This window comes from Lysinibacillus sp. GbtcB16 (assembly GCF_019091145.1).
In the GTDB taxonomy this organism is placed as follows: Bacteria; Bacillota; Bacilli; order Bacillales_A; family Planococcaceae; genus Lysinibacillus; species Lysinibacillus fusiformis.
In genome coordinates this window covers 82313-101670 of the sequence record NZ_JAGXJV010000003.1, presented here as the reverse complement: position 1 = coordinate 101670, position 19358 = coordinate 82313, and the positions used below count along the sequence as shown (strand labels likewise).

21 protein-coding genes and 1 pseudogene are annotated in these 19358 nt (G+C 33.0%); 13 read left to right on the top strand and 9 right to left on the bottom strand.

Going from position 1 to position 19358, the window contains the following annotated elements; all coding sequences use genetic code 11:
* The first annotated feature begins 87 nt into the window (after positions 1–87).
* From KVT27_RS15400 to deoC, 3 genes are all read left to right on the top strand, one after another.
* Positions 88–618 carry a LuxR family transcriptional regulator gene (locus tag KVT27_RS15400; protein ID WP_254636166.1) on the top strand — a complete coding sequence of 177 codons (531 nt, stop codon included), beginning with the start codon at positions 88–90 and terminating at the stop codon, positions 616–618.
* Position 619: 1 nt separating this feature from the next.
* Entirely contained in the window at positions 620–808 is a 189-nt protein-coding gene (locus tag KVT27_RS26730) for a response regulator transcription factor (RefSeq protein WP_254636165.1), read from the top strand.
* Positions 809–1001: 193 nt separating this feature from the next.
* Complete coding sequence (deoC, locus tag KVT27_RS15395) at positions 1002–1646, top strand: deoxyribose-phosphate aldolase (RefSeq protein WP_217581576.1); 645 nt, start codon at positions 1002–1004, stop codon at positions 1644–1646.
* A 76-nt stretch (positions 1647–1722) separates the two neighbouring features.
* Here deoC and KVT27_RS15390 read toward each other — a convergent pair whose 3' ends face one another.
* A complete protein-coding gene (locus KVT27_RS15390) occupies positions 1723–2664 on the bottom strand; it encodes an alpha/beta fold hydrolase (RefSeq protein ID WP_217581575.1) in 942 nt (313 codons plus the stop codon).
* Between the two features lie 290 nt (positions 2665–2954).
* Positions 2955–3104 (bottom strand): hypothetical protein, encoded by a 150-nt coding sequence (locus KVT27_RS15385; protein WP_217581574.1) that lies wholly within the window; start codon positions 3102–3104, stop codon positions 2955–2957.
* Positions 3105–3517: 413 nt separating this feature from the next.
* Here KVT27_RS15385 and KVT27_RS15380 point away from each other — a divergent pair, with 413 nt between their 5' ends.
* A complete protein-coding gene (locus KVT27_RS15380) occupies positions 3518–5263 on the top strand; it encodes a methyl-accepting chemotaxis protein (protein WP_254636164.1) in 1746 nt (581 codons plus the stop codon).
* Between the two features lie 738 nt (positions 5264–6001).
* Entirely contained in the window at positions 6002–6580 is a 579-nt protein-coding gene (locus tag KVT27_RS15375) for a hypothetical protein (protein WP_217581572.1), read from the top strand.
* Positions 6581–6836: 256 nt separating this feature from the next.
* On the opposite strand, the gene KVT27_RS15370 is transcribed toward KVT27_RS15375, so the two are convergent.
* Both KVT27_RS15370 and KVT27_RS15365 read right to left on the bottom strand, forming a co-directional pair.
* A complete protein-coding gene (locus KVT27_RS15370) occupies positions 6837–7346 on the bottom strand; it encodes a hypothetical protein (protein WP_217581571.1) in 510 nt (169 codons plus the stop codon).
* Between the two features lie 584 nt (positions 7347–7930).
* Complete coding sequence (locus KVT27_RS15365; protein ID WP_217581570.1) at positions 7931–8227, bottom strand: excisionase family DNA-binding protein; 297 nt, start codon at positions 8225–8227, stop codon at positions 7931–7933.
* 248 nt (positions 8228–8475) lie between these two features.
* Here KVT27_RS15365 and KVT27_RS15360 point away from each other — a divergent pair, with 248 nt between their 5' ends.
* From KVT27_RS15360 to KVT27_RS15335, 6 genes are all read left to right on the top strand, one after another.
* Positions 8476–8850: an N-terminal phage integrase SAM-like domain-containing protein gene (locus KVT27_RS15360; protein ID WP_217581569.1), complete on the top strand. Its 375-nt coding sequence runs from the start codon at positions 8476–8478 to the stop codon at positions 8848–8850.
* 306 nt (positions 8851–9156) lie between these two features.
* The gene (locus tag KVT27_RS15355; protein WP_217581621.1) at positions 9157–9471 is read left to right on the top strand and encodes a tyrosine-type recombinase/integrase; all 315 of its coding nucleotides are present in this window, start codon (positions 9157–9159) and stop codon (positions 9469–9471) included.
* Between the two features lie 152 nt (positions 9472–9623).
* The gene (locus KVT27_RS15350; protein WP_217581568.1) at positions 9624–9869 is read left to right on the top strand and encodes a single-stranded DNA-binding protein; all 246 of its coding nucleotides are present in this window, start codon (positions 9624–9626) and stop codon (positions 9867–9869) included.
* A gap of 3 nt (positions 9870–9872) precedes the next feature.
* Positions 9873–10937, top strand: coding sequence for a DNA cytosine methyltransferase (locus KVT27_RS15345; protein WP_217581567.1), 1065 nt, complete (start codon positions 9873–9875; stop codon positions 10935–10937).
* Between the two features lie 14 nt (positions 10938–10951).
* Positions 10952–12154 (top strand): DNA cytosine methyltransferase, encoded by a 1203-nt coding sequence (locus KVT27_RS15340; RefSeq protein ID WP_217581566.1) that lies wholly within the window; start codon positions 10952–10954, stop codon positions 12152–12154.
* Positions 12155–12245: 91 nt separating this feature from the next.
* Positions 12246–13298: an HNH endonuclease gene (locus KVT27_RS15335; RefSeq protein WP_217581565.1), complete on the top strand. Its 1053-nt coding sequence runs from the start codon at positions 12246–12248 to the stop codon at positions 13296–13298.
* 437 nt (positions 13299–13735) lie between these two features.
* Here KVT27_RS15335 and KVT27_RS15330 read toward each other — a convergent pair whose 3' ends face one another.
* The 3 genes from KVT27_RS15330 to KVT27_RS15320 are packed head-to-tail and all read right to left on the bottom strand — an operon-like array spanning position 13736 to position 16431.
* Positions 13736–14539 (bottom strand): toll/interleukin-1 receptor domain-containing protein, encoded by an 804-nt coding sequence (locus tag KVT27_RS15330; RefSeq protein WP_217581564.1) that lies wholly within the window; start codon positions 14537–14539, stop codon positions 13736–13738.
* A complete protein-coding gene (locus KVT27_RS15325; protein ID WP_217581563.1) occupies positions 14540–15250 on the bottom strand; it encodes a hypothetical protein in 711 nt (236 codons plus the stop codon). It abuts the gene before it with no gap.
* A gap of 2 nt (positions 15251–15252) precedes the next feature.
* Complete coding sequence (locus KVT27_RS15320) at positions 15253–16431, bottom strand: hypothetical protein (protein WP_217581562.1); 1179 nt, start codon at positions 16429–16431, stop codon at positions 15253–15255.
* Between the two features lie 391 nt (positions 16432–16822).
* On the opposite strand from KVT27_RS15320, the pseudogene KVT27_RS27340 reads away from it, so the two are divergent.
* Together KVT27_RS27340 and KVT27_RS15310 are read left to right on the top strand one after the other, a co-directional pair.
* Positions 16823–16954: pseudogene (locus tag KVT27_RS27340) on the top strand (Arm DNA-binding domain-containing protein); the annotation flags it as partial.
* Between the two features lie 225 nt (positions 16955–17179).
* Positions 17180–17452 (top strand): site-specific integrase, encoded by a 273-nt coding sequence (locus KVT27_RS15310; protein ID WP_217581561.1) that lies wholly within the window; start codon positions 17180–17182, stop codon positions 17450–17452.
* Between the two features lie 492 nt (positions 17453–17944).
* Here the strand turns inward: KVT27_RS15310 and KVT27_RS15305 are convergent, their stop codons facing one another.
* Positions 17945–18574, bottom strand: a complete 630-nt coding sequence (locus KVT27_RS15305; RefSeq protein WP_217581560.1) for a hypothetical protein — start codon at positions 18572–18574, stop codon at positions 17945–17947.
* A gap of 114 nt (positions 18575–18688) precedes the next feature.
* The gene (locus tag KVT27_RS15300; protein WP_217581559.1) at positions 18689–19030 is read right to left on the bottom strand and encodes a hypothetical protein; all 342 of its coding nucleotides are present in this window, start codon (positions 19028–19030) and stop codon (positions 18689–18691) included.
* Positions 19031–19358 lie beyond the last annotated feature (328 nt).

The following is a 19358-nucleotide window of genomic DNA, read 5'->3' as shown; positions in this document are numbered from 1 at the left end:
GAATATTCTAAAATATTTATATTACCCAAAAGGATAATTGTTCTCAAAATAGAATATAAGTGCTTAATAGAGAAATGAGGTGTTTTCATGTTTTATGAAGGTGATGTAGAAAAAATTCTTAAGGCGAGTTATCATATTTCCAATATGAATGTGAAACAAAGTAATGAGAGCTTTAAACATGAATTGTTACATACATTAAACCAACATCTCGGTTATCATCATTTGTTATTTTGGGAACTGTCAAATAATGAATTAAAGACACCTATACTTTTTAACATCGAGGTTCATACGATAAATGAATATTTACATCTATATAAAAACTTTGATCCACTACACCCTCAAAATATAGATACACAGCATGCCATTCAGTTGCTCAATAACAATAAAGCCATGTGTCTTCAAAAACAATCACATTATAAAGAAGTATTTTTAAGAGAAAATTGTTATGAAGATGAAATGGCATTGTACTTAAAAGTAGACAATAGACATGTTGCTGTTATCGGTTTTTTAAGAAAAATTGGCGAGAAATTATTTAATGAAAAAGATGTTTTAATGTTAGTGTATTTAAAAAGAAATATAGAAAATATGTACGCCTTACATTTACTTTCACAGGTTTGAAATGACAGCACGAGAAAGAGAAGTGCTGAATTTTGTTTCCAAGGGTCTGAAAAATGTAGAAATAGCCCAGCAATTAATCGTCAGTGAAAATACAATTAAAAAACATCTTCAAAACCTCTATCGAAAATTTCAAGTAACGAATCGCACCCAGCTACTAGCTAAATGTTTGAACTATATGGACCATGTTTAATGTCGAGAATTTGAACTCGAAAACACCCAAAGTCCTAAACCATATGTTGAATTATAATGGATGGCGAAAAATCTACTAAACTGGATGGTCTAAAAAATATGAAACCCTTTAATATAAGTCATGTGGGTAGCTGAACATCCCCACAGAGCTTTTTAGTAGGGAAACATATTTTGATGCCGGAGATGATATATTTATGGACTATGCAAAATTAATAGACCACACCTTACTTTCACCTAATACGACAGAAAAAGAAATCATTCAATTATGCCAAGAAGCAAGACAATATGGCTTCGCATCTGTATGCGTGAATCCTACATGGGTAAGCTTATCTGCAGAACTATTACGTGATTCGGATGTGAATATATGCACAGTAATAGGATTTCCATTAGGTGCAAACACGACGGAAGTAAAGGTTTTTGAGACTTTAAATGCCATTGGTAACGGGGCTACAGAAATTGATGTAGTATTAAATATTGCAGAATTGAAAAATAACAAAAACAATATGCTTGTGGAAAAAGAGATTGCAATGGTGGTAAACGCTGCAAAAGGGAAAGCGCTAGTCAAAGTGATTATAGAAGCCTGTCTATTAACGGATGAAGAAAAAATTCGTGCATGCGAATTATCCGTAAAAGCTGGCGCCGACTACCTTAAAACCTCCACAGGCTTTTCACTGCACGGCGCAACTGCTAAAGACGTTGCTATCATGAGAAAAGCAGTCGGACCAAATGTTGGCGTAAAAGCATCAGGCGGTGTAAGTAACTTGGAAGATATTCAATTAATGATAGATGCAGGAGCCTCAAGAATAGGCACTAGCTCGGCTGTAAAAATTTTTAGTTAAAAAGTGAAAAAACCGTCCAAATGGGCGGTTTTTCATCACTTAGCTGACTCGTCTCATTTTCAGATGAACTCACAATTTATCTGACCTCTTTCATAAATTCTCTTAAGCCTTCAACGATTTCGTTTGCCTTAGTACGATATAAATAATGATCCCCATCAAATGTCACCACTTGCCCATAGACAGAATCTTTTATTTGCTTATGATGCTCGGGTACCCACCTGTCAGTGACTGGATGATCCGCTTGAATAAAGAAAATAACAGGTAGATTTTTGGGGAATGACAAACTTTCAGCTGCTTTAAAATTTTCATACATCATTTCAGCCTCATTTAACTGAGTAGAATTATACATGTTCTTATGCTTAAGCATTCTCAATTGTCCCTTTGTTTTTTCATCATACGATAGGTCAGCATATGGGTCATCACCTAGCTTCACCTGCAATCGAGCTAAACCTGATTGTTTAAGAAACTTTATAGTTCTAATAATAGAAGAACCAATCTTTTTCTCGCTAATTGACGGAACACTGCTATCGAGCCCAACAAATGCACTCACTTCATTTGAATAGGTATTCACATAATCCAGTCCATAAAGACCCGAAATTGAGTGACCCATTAAAATATACTGTTCAATCTGAAGCTGCTGTAATGCTTCATGTACTTCACTAACTATATTTTTGGTACTCCGTTCCTTGTCAGTTGAATCACTTAATCCATAACCAAAGGGCTCCACAACAACAACCTTGTAAAATGGAGATAGTTCATCTACTAAAGGTTGAAAATCAAGTCCTGGTGCCGCCGTTCCATAACCAGGTAAAAGCACGACCGTTTCCTCGCCCTCGCCCTGAATGAAAACATTCAAATTTTTCCCATCTACTGTTACAGACTGACCATATGATTCTATTTTTCCTTGCTCCATTTTGTTGCAGACAATATTAACTACGAACACAATCAATAAAAAGAGTACTAGCGCTATCACTAAACCCGCTATGATTTTACCTATAATAGTTATCGTTTTTTTCATTCTATTTGCACGAGATTATAAAACTGCCAGTGCAGACCGCCTTAATAGCTCGTGCCACTCCTCCATTTCATCATTAACATCTTATCCGGCCACTTCCGCAAACCGTTTAGGATAGCTTACAAAATGAAGATGTCCTCCCTATGACAACAATATGAACGGAGTATGAACAAATTAGAAATGCTGGGGCGTGTGTAATCAATTAACGAGGAATAGATAACCGAAAAATAAACTCTACGAACAATTGAAAAAAAACATAAGGAGATTTTAACCTCCCTATGTTTCCATACATATTATTGATCAGTTTGTTCTTGCTTCTTTTTCAAATACTCTGCACGTATTTTCTCAAGTTGCTGCTTTTTATCAAATTGGGCAGGCTTGTGTTTCTCATGATACTTCGTCACAGCCGCCTTACCCTTAGTATCCAATTGATATTTTCCCACTTTGGTTCACCTACTTTTCCTGTCTTAAAGAAAATCTATTCAACTAATATAATATACCTTATTTTGCTGATGTATACATTTTTACTGTATTGGTGTGCCGCCTAACCTTACATATATAACCTTCATTCGCAATAGCAAATGTATTCCCGCTACAGCCTATTTTCCTTAAAGATAAAACTAACCAGTGAGAATCTTCTATATAGTATCGAACGCTTAACAATACTCTAGTTTGAATTAGAAAACGGCATTTCAACAGTATATTAATATGTCAATCTATAAAAGATTGATGAATGAATGAATGAATAGACATTTGCAAGACAATTAGCCTCATATAAAAAATAATTTCGATACCATTGAATTATGAAGATTACTGTCGAAATATACCTATATATAGTTGTGGGAGGAAGCAAATGATGAAGAAAAATTTACGGTTACGAAGCATCTCAGGGAAGTTAATGCTACTAATCACAATTATTATACTTGTAACAGTTGTGATTATCGGCTCAACAAGCTATTTTGTTGCCAAAGATCAGCTCTTAGAATCAGGTCAACGAGAACTCCAAAGCATTGTCAAAGGGGCCTATACTTCAATAGAGTTGATTAATGAAGAAGTGGAAAGTGGAAAAATAACGCTAGAAGAAGGAAAAGAACAAGCGAGAATTCTTCTAAATGGACCCGTCAATGAGATGGGAGAGTATGATTATCAAAAATCCAATTTTACTTACAAAGAGAATGGCTATATATTAGCTTTTGACGAGGATTTAGTGTTACAACTCCATCCTTCTAAAATCGGTGGAGCTCCTGCCGATGACCTTAACAGAAGTAATCGCGAAAAAATCATTGCAGGCGGCAAGTCCAAAAATGAATCAGATCGCTATGTCGTTTACTCTGATAAACAGCCAGATGGTTCTTTTAAAGATAAAACAGCCTATACTGAATATTTTGAGCCCTGGGGTTGGACTATTGGAATTGCTGTCTTTCAAGATGAATTTTATGAAGGGTTAAACATTTTACAATATATTATTTTTGGTGCAACAGTCGTACTTATTATTTTAAGCTCACTGGTGTTTTATTTAGGTATTCGGAAGAAATTAAATACTTTACAAGAAGTAGCTGAAGCCGCAACAAAAATTTCTAATGGTCATATAATGGTTACCCATCTACCTGAATCAAATGACGAAATTGGACAACTTGCGACCGCTTTTAATAAAATGTCACAGCAATTACGCACGCTCGTCGAAAAGACTAAAAATACAAGTGAACATTTATTGGATTCAGCAACTAACTTATCAGCCGTTTCAGAAGAAACATCTGCTAGTAGTGACGAAGTTGGTAGAGCCATTACTGAAATTGCTACGGGTACACAGGAACAAGCCAATGATTTGGACAACATAAACCAAACAGTAGAGCTATTATCAAATTCTATAGAAACCACGGAAAAACAAAGTAAAGTTATGTACGACATTACAAAACATGCAGAAAAAATATCATCCGAGGGAATTGAAATAGTACAACAATTACAACAGTCCAATACTATTTCACTAGCAGCCTCACAAGAAGTCAGTGATGAAATTAAAAAATTAAATGATCAAATAAATCAAATCACACAGGTAATGGAAACAATTGAAACAATCGCAGAGCAAACCAATTTACTAGCTTTAAATGCGAGTATTGAAGCTGCAAGAGCAGGTGAATATGGTAGGGGATTCTCAGTGGTTGCCGATGAAATAAGAAAACTAGCCGAACAATCGAAAATGGCCACCCACCAAGTACAAGGAGTGGTTTCATCCATTGTTTCAGAAACGACTAAAACAGTTGAAACTGTAGAAGGAACAATGGAAACTGCTAAAAAGTTAAATGATGATGTAGTCCTAACACAAAGTAAATTCAATCAGATGTCTGATTCTGTTAAACAAATTGTAGAATCCATATTAGCCGTTAATAAAGAAATGGACGTGATGACCTCCTATAATAAGTTGATGAGTGAAGGAATCGAAAGTGCGTCCAGCGTATCAGAACAGACGGCCGCTTCCGTACAGGAAATTGCTTCTTCCATCGATGAACACATTAAAGCAATTACTGATGTAGCTCATGCTGCTGAAAAACTAACGGAATTAAATCGTGAATTAAATTCTTTAATGGAGCGATATACAATATAAAAGCTAGCAAGCATTTGCACTATTGCCCTTGATGATTAGTATTGATTTTCTAAAAAAAGAGAGAAAGACACTTAACGTCTTTCCCTCTAGGGCATGAGGATATTTAATTTGGAGTTGAAATACAGAAATACCATATATGAATAACTCTCAAATAGGATAGTTAGTACATTCTTTAAGCAAAGAAAAAGATTTAAGTATGAGCGATCTTGATCAAAAATCAGATATTTCTCAAGCATCTATTTCACGATAGAAAGCGGCATTCAGGATGTGAATTTTACACTGTTAGCAATTTACACTAACGCATTTTCATACTCTTTTATCATCCCTCTAATATTTCAACATCATCTTGTATCATACTTAATCAGTTCCGCTAATTATGTATTCGCAATTTCCATCCATAGCCTTTCAAAGTACCCTCTCCCTTTATTAATTACTTCAAATATATCATCTCTCGAATATACAAAAGTAGATTCCATTAAGTTGATTAGGACTTAATCTTTATCATGTATAACATTCCAAATGGTTGTAGTTTAAATCTATTTACTTATCAACAAAATCTAATTTGCCTCCAAACTATTTACATAATATGATAATCATGGAAGGTATTTCTCTCACTATGCTTCTATAAGCAATGCATTATAGAATTGTCAGTTGCACTTATAATGCCAGCGACGATGTGTGCTGAAGGAGAAACAAATCTTGGTTATATTTTAACGCATAATTCGGAGGTTATTGACAATGGAAAAGAATAACGTTTACAAAGTAATAATTGCAATTTTAACATCTATTATAGTGATGGGTATTATAGTTATAAATTATCTCGTATCAAACGATAGTTATCTTACAAAGACCAAACAAAAAAGTTTGAGCGCTGAAGGTGAAAATGCAGAGATTGTAGAAACCGAAGAGGTAGAAGCAGTTGAGGTGATACACAAGCCCGATACTGATAAATCCTGTCTATCACCTGAAAACGCAATAGCTTTAGACGAAATGTATTCGAATTACCTAGCTTTTAAACGTGTAGCGCTTAATGAAGATGGATTACTAAATTTCGATAATGCAATTAGCGCTTACAACGGCATCACACAGAACTTAGCTACATCGATCCTTATGGCCCATACGACGGCTTATGACAAAGAAGTATACAAAGTGGTAAACGAATGGGCTGAGGATGCTTCTAACGTCTCAGATGACATGCTCGGATTCATTCAGGGTACGGTGGAGGTGAATGACTATAATTTAAATATCTTCAAAGCTTCGTTTGATGATCTCGATAACTTCTACGGAAATAAACAGAAGTGGGAGAATTGTCAATGATTCTGTAGGACATGGAGAGAGTAATTCTAAAGATTATTTGCTAGGATGGGAGGACGGAGAATCCCCCCGTTTACTGTGAAAAAGTATGGTAACGCAGTAGCGGTATTGTAGGAAAGTAGCATGCTAACGTTTCAGATCCACACTGGCAAGCACAAGAGATACTTATTCTTTCAGCCGTTTCAACCATAACGTGCATACTCATATTTGTTAATGTCCATTACATACTTTTGAAATTTGATTAATTCAGTACAATTAATCATAGTTTCTTCTGATTGATTCCTTTAAGAAAACAATTATTTAATCGTTTATTTATCTCGGAATGATGGAATTCATAAAATTGCATTGAATCATCTTTATTAAAAAAATATTCAACTTCTGCCCGATTGGAATATACCGTATCCCTAACCTTAAAAGAACGATCATAGTGACTCGATAGTTCCTTTCTTTTGGAATTCTTCGAACTCCCTATAGAGTAAGTAGATTCAAAGACTTCTCTTTTCTGGTTTAGATTTGTATTCATAAATATTGATTTACTGTAAGGCATTAAATAATCAAATGCGATATCTACTCTTCGAATAAAATAATTACTTGGAGCGCACTTAAATATAAACTTAAACATATCTGTTACAATTTGAATATTTTCATTAGATTTATATAGTGCCAAATAGTCTTCATCGATAAATTCCAAAACACCGTTACCTAAGGTGGCTCCTTCGATGTATGTATCTCCGTTACTGCTAGTCCTTTCCTCTTCTGATAAAGGCAAATGCAATAGATTAAAAACGTTGTCACTAGAACGAGCTAAAGACCTTCCATGATTGGTTTCTTCGCTAGTAGTCTCACCATTAAAGTTAGTTTCTCCCTCATCCTAGGAGGGGGAAAGTTTAAAAGATTGTTTAAGATTAGTTAAGTCATTAATTGCTAATGGTCTTAATAGTTGTTGCTGTAATTGTATTTGACAATTAGTAATATGTATGTTGTACGGATAGATTTTTAAACAGATGTGTAAGTAATAATTATAATAACCATTCCCAATATGTTGCATTTTCCAAAGAGGCTTGTACTTTTCAATTAAATATAAGATTAACGCCTTAGGGAATTTTATATTATTATGCACTGTATCAAGGGATACAACTTTTTTATAGCCCATCACTATACCATTTTCTGTTGTAAAAATTCTTCTATCATTAAGATTAATTAAATTAATTGGAATAACTATCATTCTTATCACCTAATTATGAGAAGAATCTAGTATTATCAATACTTTGAACCACCTAAAATTACAAAAGCCTATGGTTATTATATAGAAGCAACTAGATTCTAATTATTAGAGAGTAAATAATTTGCTTTTTATTTTTTCGATTCTAAATACTTATCAATATCTGCTTTTGAAATCCTCATCACACCATTTATCCGAACAACCCTTAAATCATCTTCAATAAATCTTGTGAATGTTTCATTAGCAACTCCAACATACTTAGCAGCTTCCTTTTTATTCATCCATTCTTTTTCAGTCGACAAAACTAATGGATTATTGGATAACCACTCACTAACTAACACATCTAATCGTTCTAGCAGTATGCCATCAATTTCTTTTTCTAACTGCTTCTGAAATTCATCATAGAACATAATTTTTGCACCTTTCATGAAACAATTTATTTACTCCCTACTACTCACTTTACTTTCACTAACAAATCAATTTCTAAATAACATTTTGTCATTTTTTCAGAAATGTACTGCGACACAATATGTTAATTTAGAATTAATAGCGCTATAAAAAGTAGCTACTCTTAGTGGGAGAAGAACTGATATGAGAAAAGCTCCTAAAATAGTACCTTATCAAAAAAACGGTAAGACTCTATTTAAATTCCAAGCTTATTTAGGAGTTAAATACTTTGACTGGCAAAAAGGTGAAGACTACCCGTCAAGGTTTTCATTCTATAGCCGAAGCGAAAAAAGAATATAGACGGATTCTACAAGAATTCGAAAAGGGTGAAAGAATAAGGAGACAAACTGAAACATTTGAAGATATTTTTCACTTATGGGTTAAGGTTTATGAAACACAAGTTGAGCAAAGTACATTCCTTAAAACTTCACAACTTTTTAAAAATCATATACTCCCTGCACTAGGTAAATACAAAATCGATAAAATCAATACCCTTTTGTGCCAAGAATTCATTTTTGATATTACTTCAAAAATTTCGAAAACATCTCAAATCAAGTCTTATACAAGCTTAGTTTTAGATTTTGCGGTGACTTTAAATTTATAATCTTAGATAATCCAATGAAACCTGTTAAGATTCCTCGGAAACAAGTAAATATGTCTGAACAAAATGACCATGAAAACTACTACACACAAGAAGTATTAAAAAAATTCTTAAAACCCCTAGATTTAGAGAGCAATTACATGAAAATCACTTTTTTTAATTTACTTTCATTTACCGGAATTCGAAAAGGAGAAACTGTTGCATTAAATTGAGAGGATATTGATTTCGACAAAATTTAATTACAATTAATAAAGCTATTTCTCGAGAAAAAACGGCTTATATCTAAAACAATCTAAAACAAAAAAATGAATTAAAATTGTTGGATTAACCCACCGAGGTAAAAAACAAATAGTATTTAATAATCGTGTAAATTCCTATCAATCCAACAAAATCTATTGTCTGGATAAAAGCTATTCAAAAAAATACAACCTAAAACAAATCACCACGCATGGACTACGTCATACGCACTGTAGCTTATTATTTGAAGCAGGTCGTACATTAAAAGAGGTTCAAGATCGACTTGGACGCAACGATATTCAAACTACAATCAATATCTATGCTCACGTTTCAAGTAATAGCCGAAATGACCTTCTAGAAAAAATCTTGAATTTTATGAATAATTAAAATGCAAACAGGCCCTTTAAGGCTTACACCTTAGAGAGATTAAAACCTATTTCATAAACAAACAAGAACGTATATTCCTATAACCTATTTACTTTATTGTAAAATAACTGTACCATATGCATAAGCTTATGTTTATGGAAAAGAGGGGTTTTATGGATTGTTTGAAACAGGCCATTTTTGAAATTTCACAACTACATGTTGGAGAAGAATTTCTTGTTAAGGACCTATTTAAAGGTTACCAATGGAATAGATTAGGAATTGGTGAAAGAAGAACATTAGGGTCACTTTTTTTAAACGAAGTTAAAAATGGACAACTACAGTCTATTGTTGAAGTTGTTAATAAAAACAGTGCCAATCAACAATTATATGTTAAATTAGAAGTTTTGGAGTTGAAATAATATATGAAGAAAAAAAAACCTACAGTTATTGACATGTTCTGTGGCTGTGGAGGTTTATCTAGAGGCTTCATGGACGCAGGATATGAAGTATTATTAGGTATAGATAATAATGATGATGCTCTAAAAAGTTTTAAAGCTAACCATGATGGTGCAGTAAGTATGAATGGTGACTTATTTAAAGGTTCTACTATTTTAGAAATGGCTAGCGCTATAAATAATAGAGAAGTAGATTTAATTATTGGTGGACCACCATGCCAAGGGTTTTCATTAACAGGTAGTCGGATCGAAAATGATGAACGAAACCGTTTATTCAATGCTATGGTCCATGCAGTAGAATTTTTCCAACCTAAAGCTTTTCTATTAGAAAATGTGCCTGGATTAGCGACATTATACGATGGCAACGCACGCCAAGCTATTATCGAAGAATTTTCAAAATTAGGCTATACAGTGAGAGATCAAATACTATATGCACCTGATTATGGTGTGCCACAAATCCGTAAACGTTTGTTTTTTATCGGACTTTTAGATGGCCAGGAATTTGAATTCCCCGAGCCAATACTTACCCCAGATAAATATGTAACAACTGGTGAGGCAATAAGCGACCTTCATGACTTTACCCCCGTTGATATGGGAGAAGAAGTCAGCGAGTATCATAGTGAGCCTAAATCTAAATATCAAAAAATGATGAGAAAAAAATCTAAATTTCTATACAATCATGTAGGTACCAAACATACAGACCATGTTATTGAAGTAATATCGCAAGTACCCGAAGGTGGAAATCACAAAGATCTTCCGCCAGGTGTTGGTGATAGTCGTAAATTTAATGAAGCTTGGACACGCTATCATAGAGACAGACCTTCAAAAACTATTGATACCGGGCACCGTAATCACTTCCATTATGAATTCAATCGCGTTCCAAGTGTTAGGGAAAACGCTCGACTACAGTCATTCCCAGATGATTTTAGGTTTTATGGTAATAAGACTCAACAATATCGCCAAGTAGGAAATGCTGTACCACCTTTGCTTGGATATGAACTCGGGAAAAAACTAAAAGATTACTTGAAATAAGGAGCTTATATATAATGAATTTTATTGATATTTTTGCAGGTTGCGGAGGGCTTTCTGAAGGTTTTGAGCAAAATCCTGAATATAATATGTTAGCTTCAGTTGAATGGGAAAAACCTCAAGTAATTAATTTACGAAACCATCTTAGGAATAATTACGGAATGGAAGATGCTGACGAAAGAGTAATTCGTTTTGATGTCCAACGCACTGAAGAATTAATTAATGGTTGGGAAGAAGACCCTGAATATGGTTCACATCAAGGTTTAGATAATTTAGTGAACGGTGATAATGTAGATTTAATCATTGGAGGACCACCATGCCAAGCTTATTCTATTGCTGGTCGTATTCGAGACAATAATGGTATGCGTGATGATTATAGGAATTTTCTATTCGAAAGTTATATGCGTCTTGTACGTCATTATCAACCTCAACTATTTGTTTTTGAAAATGTACCTGGTATTTTGAGCGCTCGCCCTGGTAACGGTGCACTTGTCACTGATTTGATCCGTGAAGAAATTCAAAATTCAGGATATGAAATAATAGATGATTTACATGCGGCACAATTTGATCTTACACAGTACGGAGTTCCCCAAAATCGTAAACGTGTAATTATCATCGGATTACGCCGGGATTTATATGAAGGATATCAAGATATCTTGCATAGTTTTTATCAGAATATCATGCCTCAATATCGTGAAGAATTACGTACTGTAAGAGATGCTATTGGCGACCTGCCACATTTCATTCCTACTGGAACAGTACAAAGAGTAAACGGAAAAAATACTTCACACACGTATAATTTTGATGTACCAAACCATTTCCCTCGTTTCCATAGTGAACGGGATATTCAAATTTTCCGTATTTTAGCTGAGGATATCGAAACCGGGCGTAATGAGTATACTAATACCGAGGCATTACGACAATTATATACAGAAATGACCGGACGCCAATCTAATGTGCATAAGTATCATGTTTTACGATGGAATGAGGCCAGTAATACTATTCCAGCACATTTATATAAAGATGGACTACGTCATATACACCCAGATTCTACTCAAGCACGATCAATCACTGTTCGTGAAGCTGCACGACTTCAAACATTCCCAGACAATTACGAATTTATTTCAAGTACGGGGGATAATTACAAAATGATTGGCAACGCTGTACCACCGAAATTTTCAGCTAAATTAGCTAGCGCATTACTTAATATTTTAACCTAAAATTATTTCATAGTCTCTATAATACCAATAAATTGGAATTATAGAGACTTTTATAATATTATTTAATTATAACTAGAAAGGACGTGTTTAAATGACATACCTGTTAAAACGATTAGGACACCAAGAACTAGGCAGTATTACAACCGAAAGTCCAAGACCTTCAAGAGGACGCTATTTAATGATGCCTAAAAGCAATGAATTTTTAAGTAGCCTTCCACACCTTTCACAAACAGTTTTAAATGATTATCGAATCCTAACAATTATTCCTTTATATAAAGACCGTTTTGAACGAAATTATTGTACTTTTGTCTACAATAATGATAAATACCACGGTGGTGGTAATGGTGGACAGCCTCGTGATGAATATCGCATTTACTTAAATCGCGCTTTAGAAGGAGATACATATTATTTTGAAGCAAATGACATTTTAGTTTTAAAGCCACATGTACTTATTACAAATGTCGATGGTGTTGAAGAATCTGAAACAGTTTACTTTTCATATTTAGAAAAGAATCGTTCAAGTAGATTGTATCAATATCTCGACGAATGTATAACTAACTATCCAATACGTGGTGGTTACGGTGTTCTAGAAGATGAAATAGAAGAAGTCGAACGAGCAATACATAATATCCTACACCCAACAGCTGATAACCGAGATCAAAATATGGAGGAATTTAACGAAAATACAGCCATAGATGTTTCTTCAAGAATTACTACACGTTCAAATAACAGTGGGCGTTCTATAGAAGATTTATTTAATAACCAAACAATGTTCCGAAATTTTGTTCAAGTAGCATATCGAGGTCGCTGTGCAATAACTAATCAAGTAATTCGTTCTGGAAACTTCCATAACCTACAAGCTGCTCATATACACCCTCGTAGTCATAATGGTTTATACACGCCGAACAATGGTATTTTAATGAACCGCGATATGCATTGGGCTTTCGATGTTGGATGCTTCACAATTAATGAAGATTATACGATCCAAGTTCATCCTGAGGTGGAAAGTGAGTATCTTCATTCTTTTAACGGTCGTCAAATTTTCATTCCAGAAACAGATTTTTTCCGACCTTCACCACCAAACCTCGAATATCATCGAGATAACATATTTGGCGGTTTTTTAGAAAGAGGCAGAATAATGTAACCTAATTTAAAATACTGAAACACTGATTTAATAGTTTTTCAGTATTTTAAATTTACTTATTTTTATTCACCCTTCATTAACTGTAATAAATTCTTTGATGGCTTTACACTTCCGATAAAACATTAACGTATCCCCTTTTGATGTTCATTTCATTTCTTAATTTAAATATGTCTTCATATTTAATGCTACCAATTTCAACACTGTATTCAGTTTCAACATTCCGGACAAACAACAGCTTGCGAGTTTTTTAGCTATTGTTAAAAATGTTTGACTACATTTTTGACTACGAATCTTAAAATTAATTTTGTGAGGGCAAGTATTTATATTTGTGTTACCAATTTGACCATTTGTTAAAAACACTCTGAATGTGTGGAGTGTTTTTAACAGAAGTGCGACTACCTCTTAAATTATGGGGTAATCTAACCACTCCTTATAATTTAAATATCATTTCTCCATGTTTTTACACCACTAGTTATAGGTAATGCCCTAATTATTTCTCTAAAAGCTTCTAAATGACTTTCAGGAGTCTTCCAAACATACCTCTTTAACATTTCTGGTATCTCTCCTCTTTCCCCCTCTTTTTCAGGAAGTGCTAGTGTAATAATTGAAAATTTCTCTCTTTTTTTCATTTTCTCTGTTATCGCATAATCGATCTCTTGCTCCAAAAAACCATCATCAACATAATTAGGGGTAACAAAGAATACTGCTGCACAAGAGTCTTGCATCCCCTTTAACAATGCTCTATGAAGCGCTTCACCCGCAGCCATTGCATCTTCGTCCAGCCATGGATCAAAACCAAGTTCTTTTAATAAACTATAATATTCACGTACAACTGGTTTATCTATGCCCTTGTGACTCAAAAAAATCTTTTGTGGAAAGTTCAAAATAATATCCTCCTTTAATATGTGAAAACTTATTGTAGGAAATCCTGTTTTTATATCGGTATCAAAGAGAGGAGCTACTTTTATAATACCTTTCAACCAACTAGTATCATTAAACTCTGAATGTGACTCCTTTAATAAACCAAGATTTATATAATAATAGTTTCCTTCTATAATTATCCATTCAAAATCCCTTTTGTATTCACCCATTTTTTGGAATAAAACTTTTTGATTGCTATGATAAATAGGTACGGTAAAATTAATGATTATACCTTCATCCTTTTTCCAAGGCTGATGATCATCATTATGAAATTCAATTAAAATTTCATTTACTTCCTTAGATATATGTAATGTCTTCATTTATTCTCTCCGCTGTTTTGCATATTTTCTTATTTGATTTGATAAAGAAATAATCAATTCGGTTTGTACATTTGATTTAATATGCTTACTAAATTCAATTATATTTGGATATCTGAAAGTAACCATTGCATTAAAATTTGATGGTTGGAATTTAGCATGTATAATCTCTAAATGATTTAAATTCATAATTTCATCATATATATCACTATCGTTTATAAAGGATCCGCTATATAACTCTGATTCTAGGTTATCTAAAAAATCTAGACCTTCAATTGTCACATCCATTAAATTTTCACTATACTTTTCTTTAAAAAGAAAATTGATAAATCGCTTGTTAGTTACTTTTATAGGAGAGATTGAATTTTCAAATACCATTTCAATATTTTTTTTGAGATGTGAAAATTCACCACTTTTCTGAAAAAAGATCCATAAAACCTGTTCAGTAATTATTAAATAAAATTTATTTTTTGCATCAGGAGGATTATATTCATATTTCCCTTGATCAAAAAGAGACTGATAATCTCCATTAAAATCAGTTAGATAGAACTCTGAAAGATGTGTGTTAACTCCTAACAGTAAAACTAATACTGATGTCTCATATTTCTCCAAAGTCTCTTGATCCAAGAGACCAAACAAATTTTTATAAAAAGACTTGTGATCAAGATATTTGTAAATAACTCCACAATTAAATGGAATTTCAGTTGTATTCATATCTATAACCCTAGTAGTGACTTTATTTTATCTTCATTAAGTAGTGTTCCTTCTGAATAGTGTTCAATAAATACTTGCTTTAAATCTTCATAAGCTTGACTAATTATTTCCTTTAAAGTTGCATCTGTATTATAAATGTAAAGTCTAAAGGAGTTTTTAGTATTTTCTATTCCAACCAGGATAGAATGGTATATAAATCTTTCATTTGCAGCATCAATTATTTGTTTGTAATATATATTAAATTTTATCTTTAAAATAATACGTTTTTTTAATATTAATTGTTTTACTTCATCTTTACTTAATAAATCCCCACCATCATAATTCTGTGAATTAATTCTCTCCTTCACATCCTTTTGATTTGAATATTCATGATCAAATGTTATATCAATGCATTCGAAATCACTAAAACTCGATTTATCATTATCTAGCTCTAAAAATAAATCTAATAGTTTAATAGTGTTCGGACTAATATAATCGTATGACTCAGCAGTCCATCCATCCTCTTTCAATTTAAAGTTTAACTTTTGGTTTAGTTTTGGTGGGTGAAGAGCAAACTTTTCAATATTTAAAATATATTTAATGAAATCCCTGATAACTGTTTTCACAGAAGAAAATTTCACAGTATTTCTAGTCTGAAAATAAATTATTTTCTTTTTAAGATAAATATCTACCATTAATTGATGTTCTTCATAATATTTTGTACTAAGTTCTGTATCTCTATTATAAAAGAATTTTTCAATTTTCTTCTTTACCAAGAAACTAGCTTTACCATTAGAATAATCTACCATCTCTATATACGAGGTTTTTAGCTCTTCTTTATTCCACGCTTCGATGTATTCTATCAAATCATTTTCTTGAACTTTCAAGTCTTCTTTAAAGGCGAGGTAAAAACCATCAGTTGCATCTAACTCAGGATTAAAAGCTGCTTTTTTGAATTGTTGAAAAATTTCTCGTGTAAGTTGCCCATTAGTAAATTGATATAATAAATATTCATTAGTATCTTTCCCAGTTTTTACACTTGCAGGGAGGATTATTTGATTTAGTTCTACTATGTTCTTTATCTGAAACTTATTTAAAACTCTAAGTGAATGTTCAAGAGTACTTATTTCTTTTTCACTAGGTTCATATAACTTTATAACTTCCTCATTGGAAATATTTGCATTTTCAATATCTTTCCTCACTTTGTCTCTCCTTCTTATATAAAAATAGAAGCTCAGAGTATACATATGAATAGAATTACTCGACTTGCCACTCTCAAAATTTTCACACCCTACCCAGTGCCTAGTTTTTTGTGGCTTTAGTCATTCGTAATATCAGCGCTGTTATATTTATGTAAAATCTCTCTAAATTTATTTGTACGCACTTTCGAACATTATACCCTTTATAATGTTACCTGTCTGTTTTTGGCACTGTAAATTCTTAAAAAAACTACAAAAACATACAAACTGAACAAAACTATCCATAGCTCTCAATAGTACGTGATCTTTAACCAGCCCTTATTTGTGTAAATGATATATGGTTCAATTATATGTCGGTGTAGTCATTCTTACTGAAAAATAAAAACATAGTACTCGACGTGGTTTCGAGACAAAAAAAGAAGCTGAATTAGCACTTGCTAAGCTTAAAATTGAAATCAACAAAGGTACATTCAAAAAAGGCTATCGTAGGGGATGCAGAAGAAGCAGAAAACTTCTACACTCGTGAATAGTTAATTCAGTTCCTATAAATGCCTTGAGCAAGAAAGTAAACACAAAGCATATGTCCTATTCCATCTACTTGCCTACAGCGTAAAGGTGAAGCGTTGGCTCTAACGTGGAATGACTTAAACCCCACAACAAATGAGCTACGTATTAATAAGGCACTTTCACGAGGTAAAGATAATCAGCTATAAGATAAGTCTACAAAAACAGGTGTTGCTTATACTATTAAATGGATCCTAACACAATGGTAATATTAAAAGAGTGGAAGAAAAAACAAAAGCAGGAGTATTTAATACTAGCCTTCAATACAATGCAAACTAAGCAGCTTGTGTTTAGTAATGAACTTAATGAATACCTACAGCCTACAAAGACCAGTAAATGGATTGTACATGTTCAGAACAAATATGGGCTAGGTACAATTACAACACACGGTTTACGTCATACGCATTGTTCATTGTGTAAGAAGCGGGTACTAGTTTTAAGGAAGTACAGGATCTTTTAGGACATACAACTACTATGAACATTTACGCTCACGTTACGAAAGAAGCAAAAGAAGAAGCGATTATGAAGTTCGCCAGCTACATTGAAATGTAGTTAGGCGCCTCCTTTGACTACATTATTGACTACGTTCGATTGATATTCATTGAATCTATATGAAATAGTGCAAAATAAAAAAACCTTGATATACAAGGGTTTTGACACTGTTTGAAATCCAATGATTTCGTATTATGGAGACGGCTGGTCTTCTACCACCAATCTTATAAAAGTGTTGATATATCAGTGATTATAAGGGTTTTCCGCTAATTTCATAACTAATAAAATGCCATATTAAATGCCATTTATCAAAAACAGCGTTGTCGGGGGCAAGTTTTTATAATAAATAAGTAAGATTGAGGCTAATGGCTTCAATCTTTTTTATTTGGTGATTAACAGGTGGCAAGTAAAACACAAAAAGTAACGTTTATAGTTAGTACTCTATCCGTTACTTTTTAATTTACACACCTCTAACCTTTATTAAGCAACTTATTAACTCCTTCATACTCATCAAAGGACAACTTACAGGTGACATTATTAAACGCTTTAGCTGTTCTTCCATTAAGTAAATCTCTGTAATCTCTTCTCTATAATAACCAAAATGCTCTTTCGATTTTTGGGTCCTTTTTAATGCATTTTCTACACTCATTATTACCCAATCTTGTTCATCACATGTCTCCAATAAATAATATCCACGCTCATTATCTACATATTCAAAAATTCTATTGCCCTTATAGTTAATATTTCGTACCCATACTTTCTCTTGGCGGTCTATTAAAGCGACATTTTTTTTATGATTAGCTTTAATGAACAAACTATTTTCAAGTGCTTTAGGATCATAATGTTCTAAAAAAACAAAACACCCTGACCACAAAGTATCGTCAATTTGAGGCTCTACTCGTTTTATACCAACAGGTAAAATACAGGAACTAGTATCAATATCCGTTACTTCTATAAATATAAAAGAAAAGCAGTGACAATAAGCAATTGAACCGTATTTCTTTCGGGAAGAATTGTATGGCTTTGTATTAAATCCTTCATTTTCAAATCTAATTACACTAGCAAAATCAGCTTGGGAATCATACCACATAACAGACCACCCACTTTAATATATTAAAATGTTACTATATATATATTTTACTATTACCTTATCTAAAAACTCAAAATATCAGTTTAATTGTACAATGATGGATTCCCAGCTTTTTTATGTACAAAGCTCAGATTCATATTTAATTACTGTATCATATAATTCTTGAGCGTGAATGTTAATGGTTTTTACTTCATCTTCCATACTTTTAAATAATGGATAGAAAGCCATATCAATTAAACGTACTGTATCTTGAATTTCTTGAATGGACATATATGCCATGCCACGATCCTCATGCCAACGATTTTCAGTGATTTCATCAATTCTTTTCATCAAATTAGCTACCGCCTGCAGTACAACTCGTAAATCAATCATTTGTACTGATAATCCTGAAGCATCGTTACTATTTTCGAGTACTACTTTTTCTAATAAGTGCTGTCTTTGTTGCTGCATGTTCATCATTTCCCTTCTATTATATACGTTATTTGTTTGCTACTGATTTTAGTAGTAATTGTTTATTGTGGTCTGACATAACACACCATTCTTTGGCCGTAACTTTCATGTATCCTCACTTCCTTCATATTAAAATACTTCTGTTGGTCCATCTACATTAGTTAGCCAGTTGTATAAAGGTACTGGACGCACATTTGCGCGCTCTTGAACTTTCGTTGATATTATGCCTATCCCTACGTTGTATTGCCTTCTTATGGGCCCCTACGAATATGGCACGTATTGTTTTAGTGACTGTCAGTACACCCTCTTTAATATCTTTGATCATTTTAAAAAT

Bases quoted from the DNA above. Each gene is read 5' to 3' on its own strand.
- KVT27_RS15310 (WP_217581561.1), top strand. From the start codon at position 17,180: ATGGATCCTAACACAATGGTAATATTAAAAGAGTGGAAGAAAAAACAA.
- KVT27_RS15300 (WP_217581559.1), bottom strand. From the start codon at position 19,030: ATGAACATGCAGCAACAAAGACAGCACTTATTAGAAAAAGTAGTACTC.
- KVT27_RS15350 (WP_217581568.1), top strand. From the start codon at position 9,624: ATGGATTGTTTGAAACAGGCCATTTTTGAAATTTCACAACTACATGTT.
- KVT27_RS15305 (WP_217581560.1), bottom strand. From the start codon at position 18,574: ATGTGGTATGATTCCCAAGCTGATTTTGCTAGTGTAATTAGATTTGAA.
- KVT27_RS15375 (WP_217581572.1), top strand. From the start codon at position 6,002: ATGGAAAAGAATAACGTTTACAAAGTAATAATTGCAATTTTAACATCT.
- KVT27_RS15340 (WP_217581566.1), top strand. From the start codon at position 10,952: ATGAATTTTATTGATATTTTTGCAGGTTGCGGAGGGCTTTCTGAAGGT.
- KVT27_RS15400 (WP_254636166.1), top strand. From the start codon at position 88: ATGTTTTATGAAGGTGATGTAGAAAAAATTCTTAAGGCGAGTTATCAT.
- deoC (WP_217581576.1), top strand. From the start codon at position 1,002: ATGGACTATGCAAAATTAATAGACCACACCTTACTTTCACCTAATACG.
- KVT27_RS15345 (WP_217581567.1), top strand. From the start codon at position 9,873: ATGAAGAAAAAAAAACCTACAGTTATTGACATGTTCTGTGGCTGTGGA.
- KVT27_RS15335 (WP_217581565.1), top strand. From the start codon at position 12,246: ATGACATACCTGTTAAAACGATTAGGACACCAAGAACTAGGCAGTATT.
- KVT27_RS15390 (WP_217581575.1), bottom strand. From the start codon at position 2,664: ATGAAAAAAACGATAACTATTATAGGTAAAATCATAGCGGGTTTAGTG.
- KVT27_RS15330 (WP_217581564.1), bottom strand. From the start codon at position 14,539: ATGAAGACATTACATATATCTAAGGAAGTAAATGAAATTTTAATTGAA.
- KVT27_RS15380 (WP_254636164.1), top strand. From the start codon at position 3,518: ATGAAGAAAAATTTACGGTTACGAAGCATCTCAGGGAAGTTAATGCTA.
- KVT27_RS15365 (WP_217581570.1), bottom strand. From the start codon at position 8,227: ATGAAAGGTGCAAAAATTATGTTCTATGATGAATTTCAGAAGCAGTTA.
- KVT27_RS26730 (WP_254636165.1), top strand. From the start codon at position 620: ATGACAGCACGAGAAAGAGAAGTGCTGAATTTTGTTTCCAAGGGTCTG.
- KVT27_RS15325 (WP_217581563.1), bottom strand. From the start codon at position 15,250: ATGAATACAACTGAAATTCCATTTAATTGTGGAGTTATTTACAAATAT.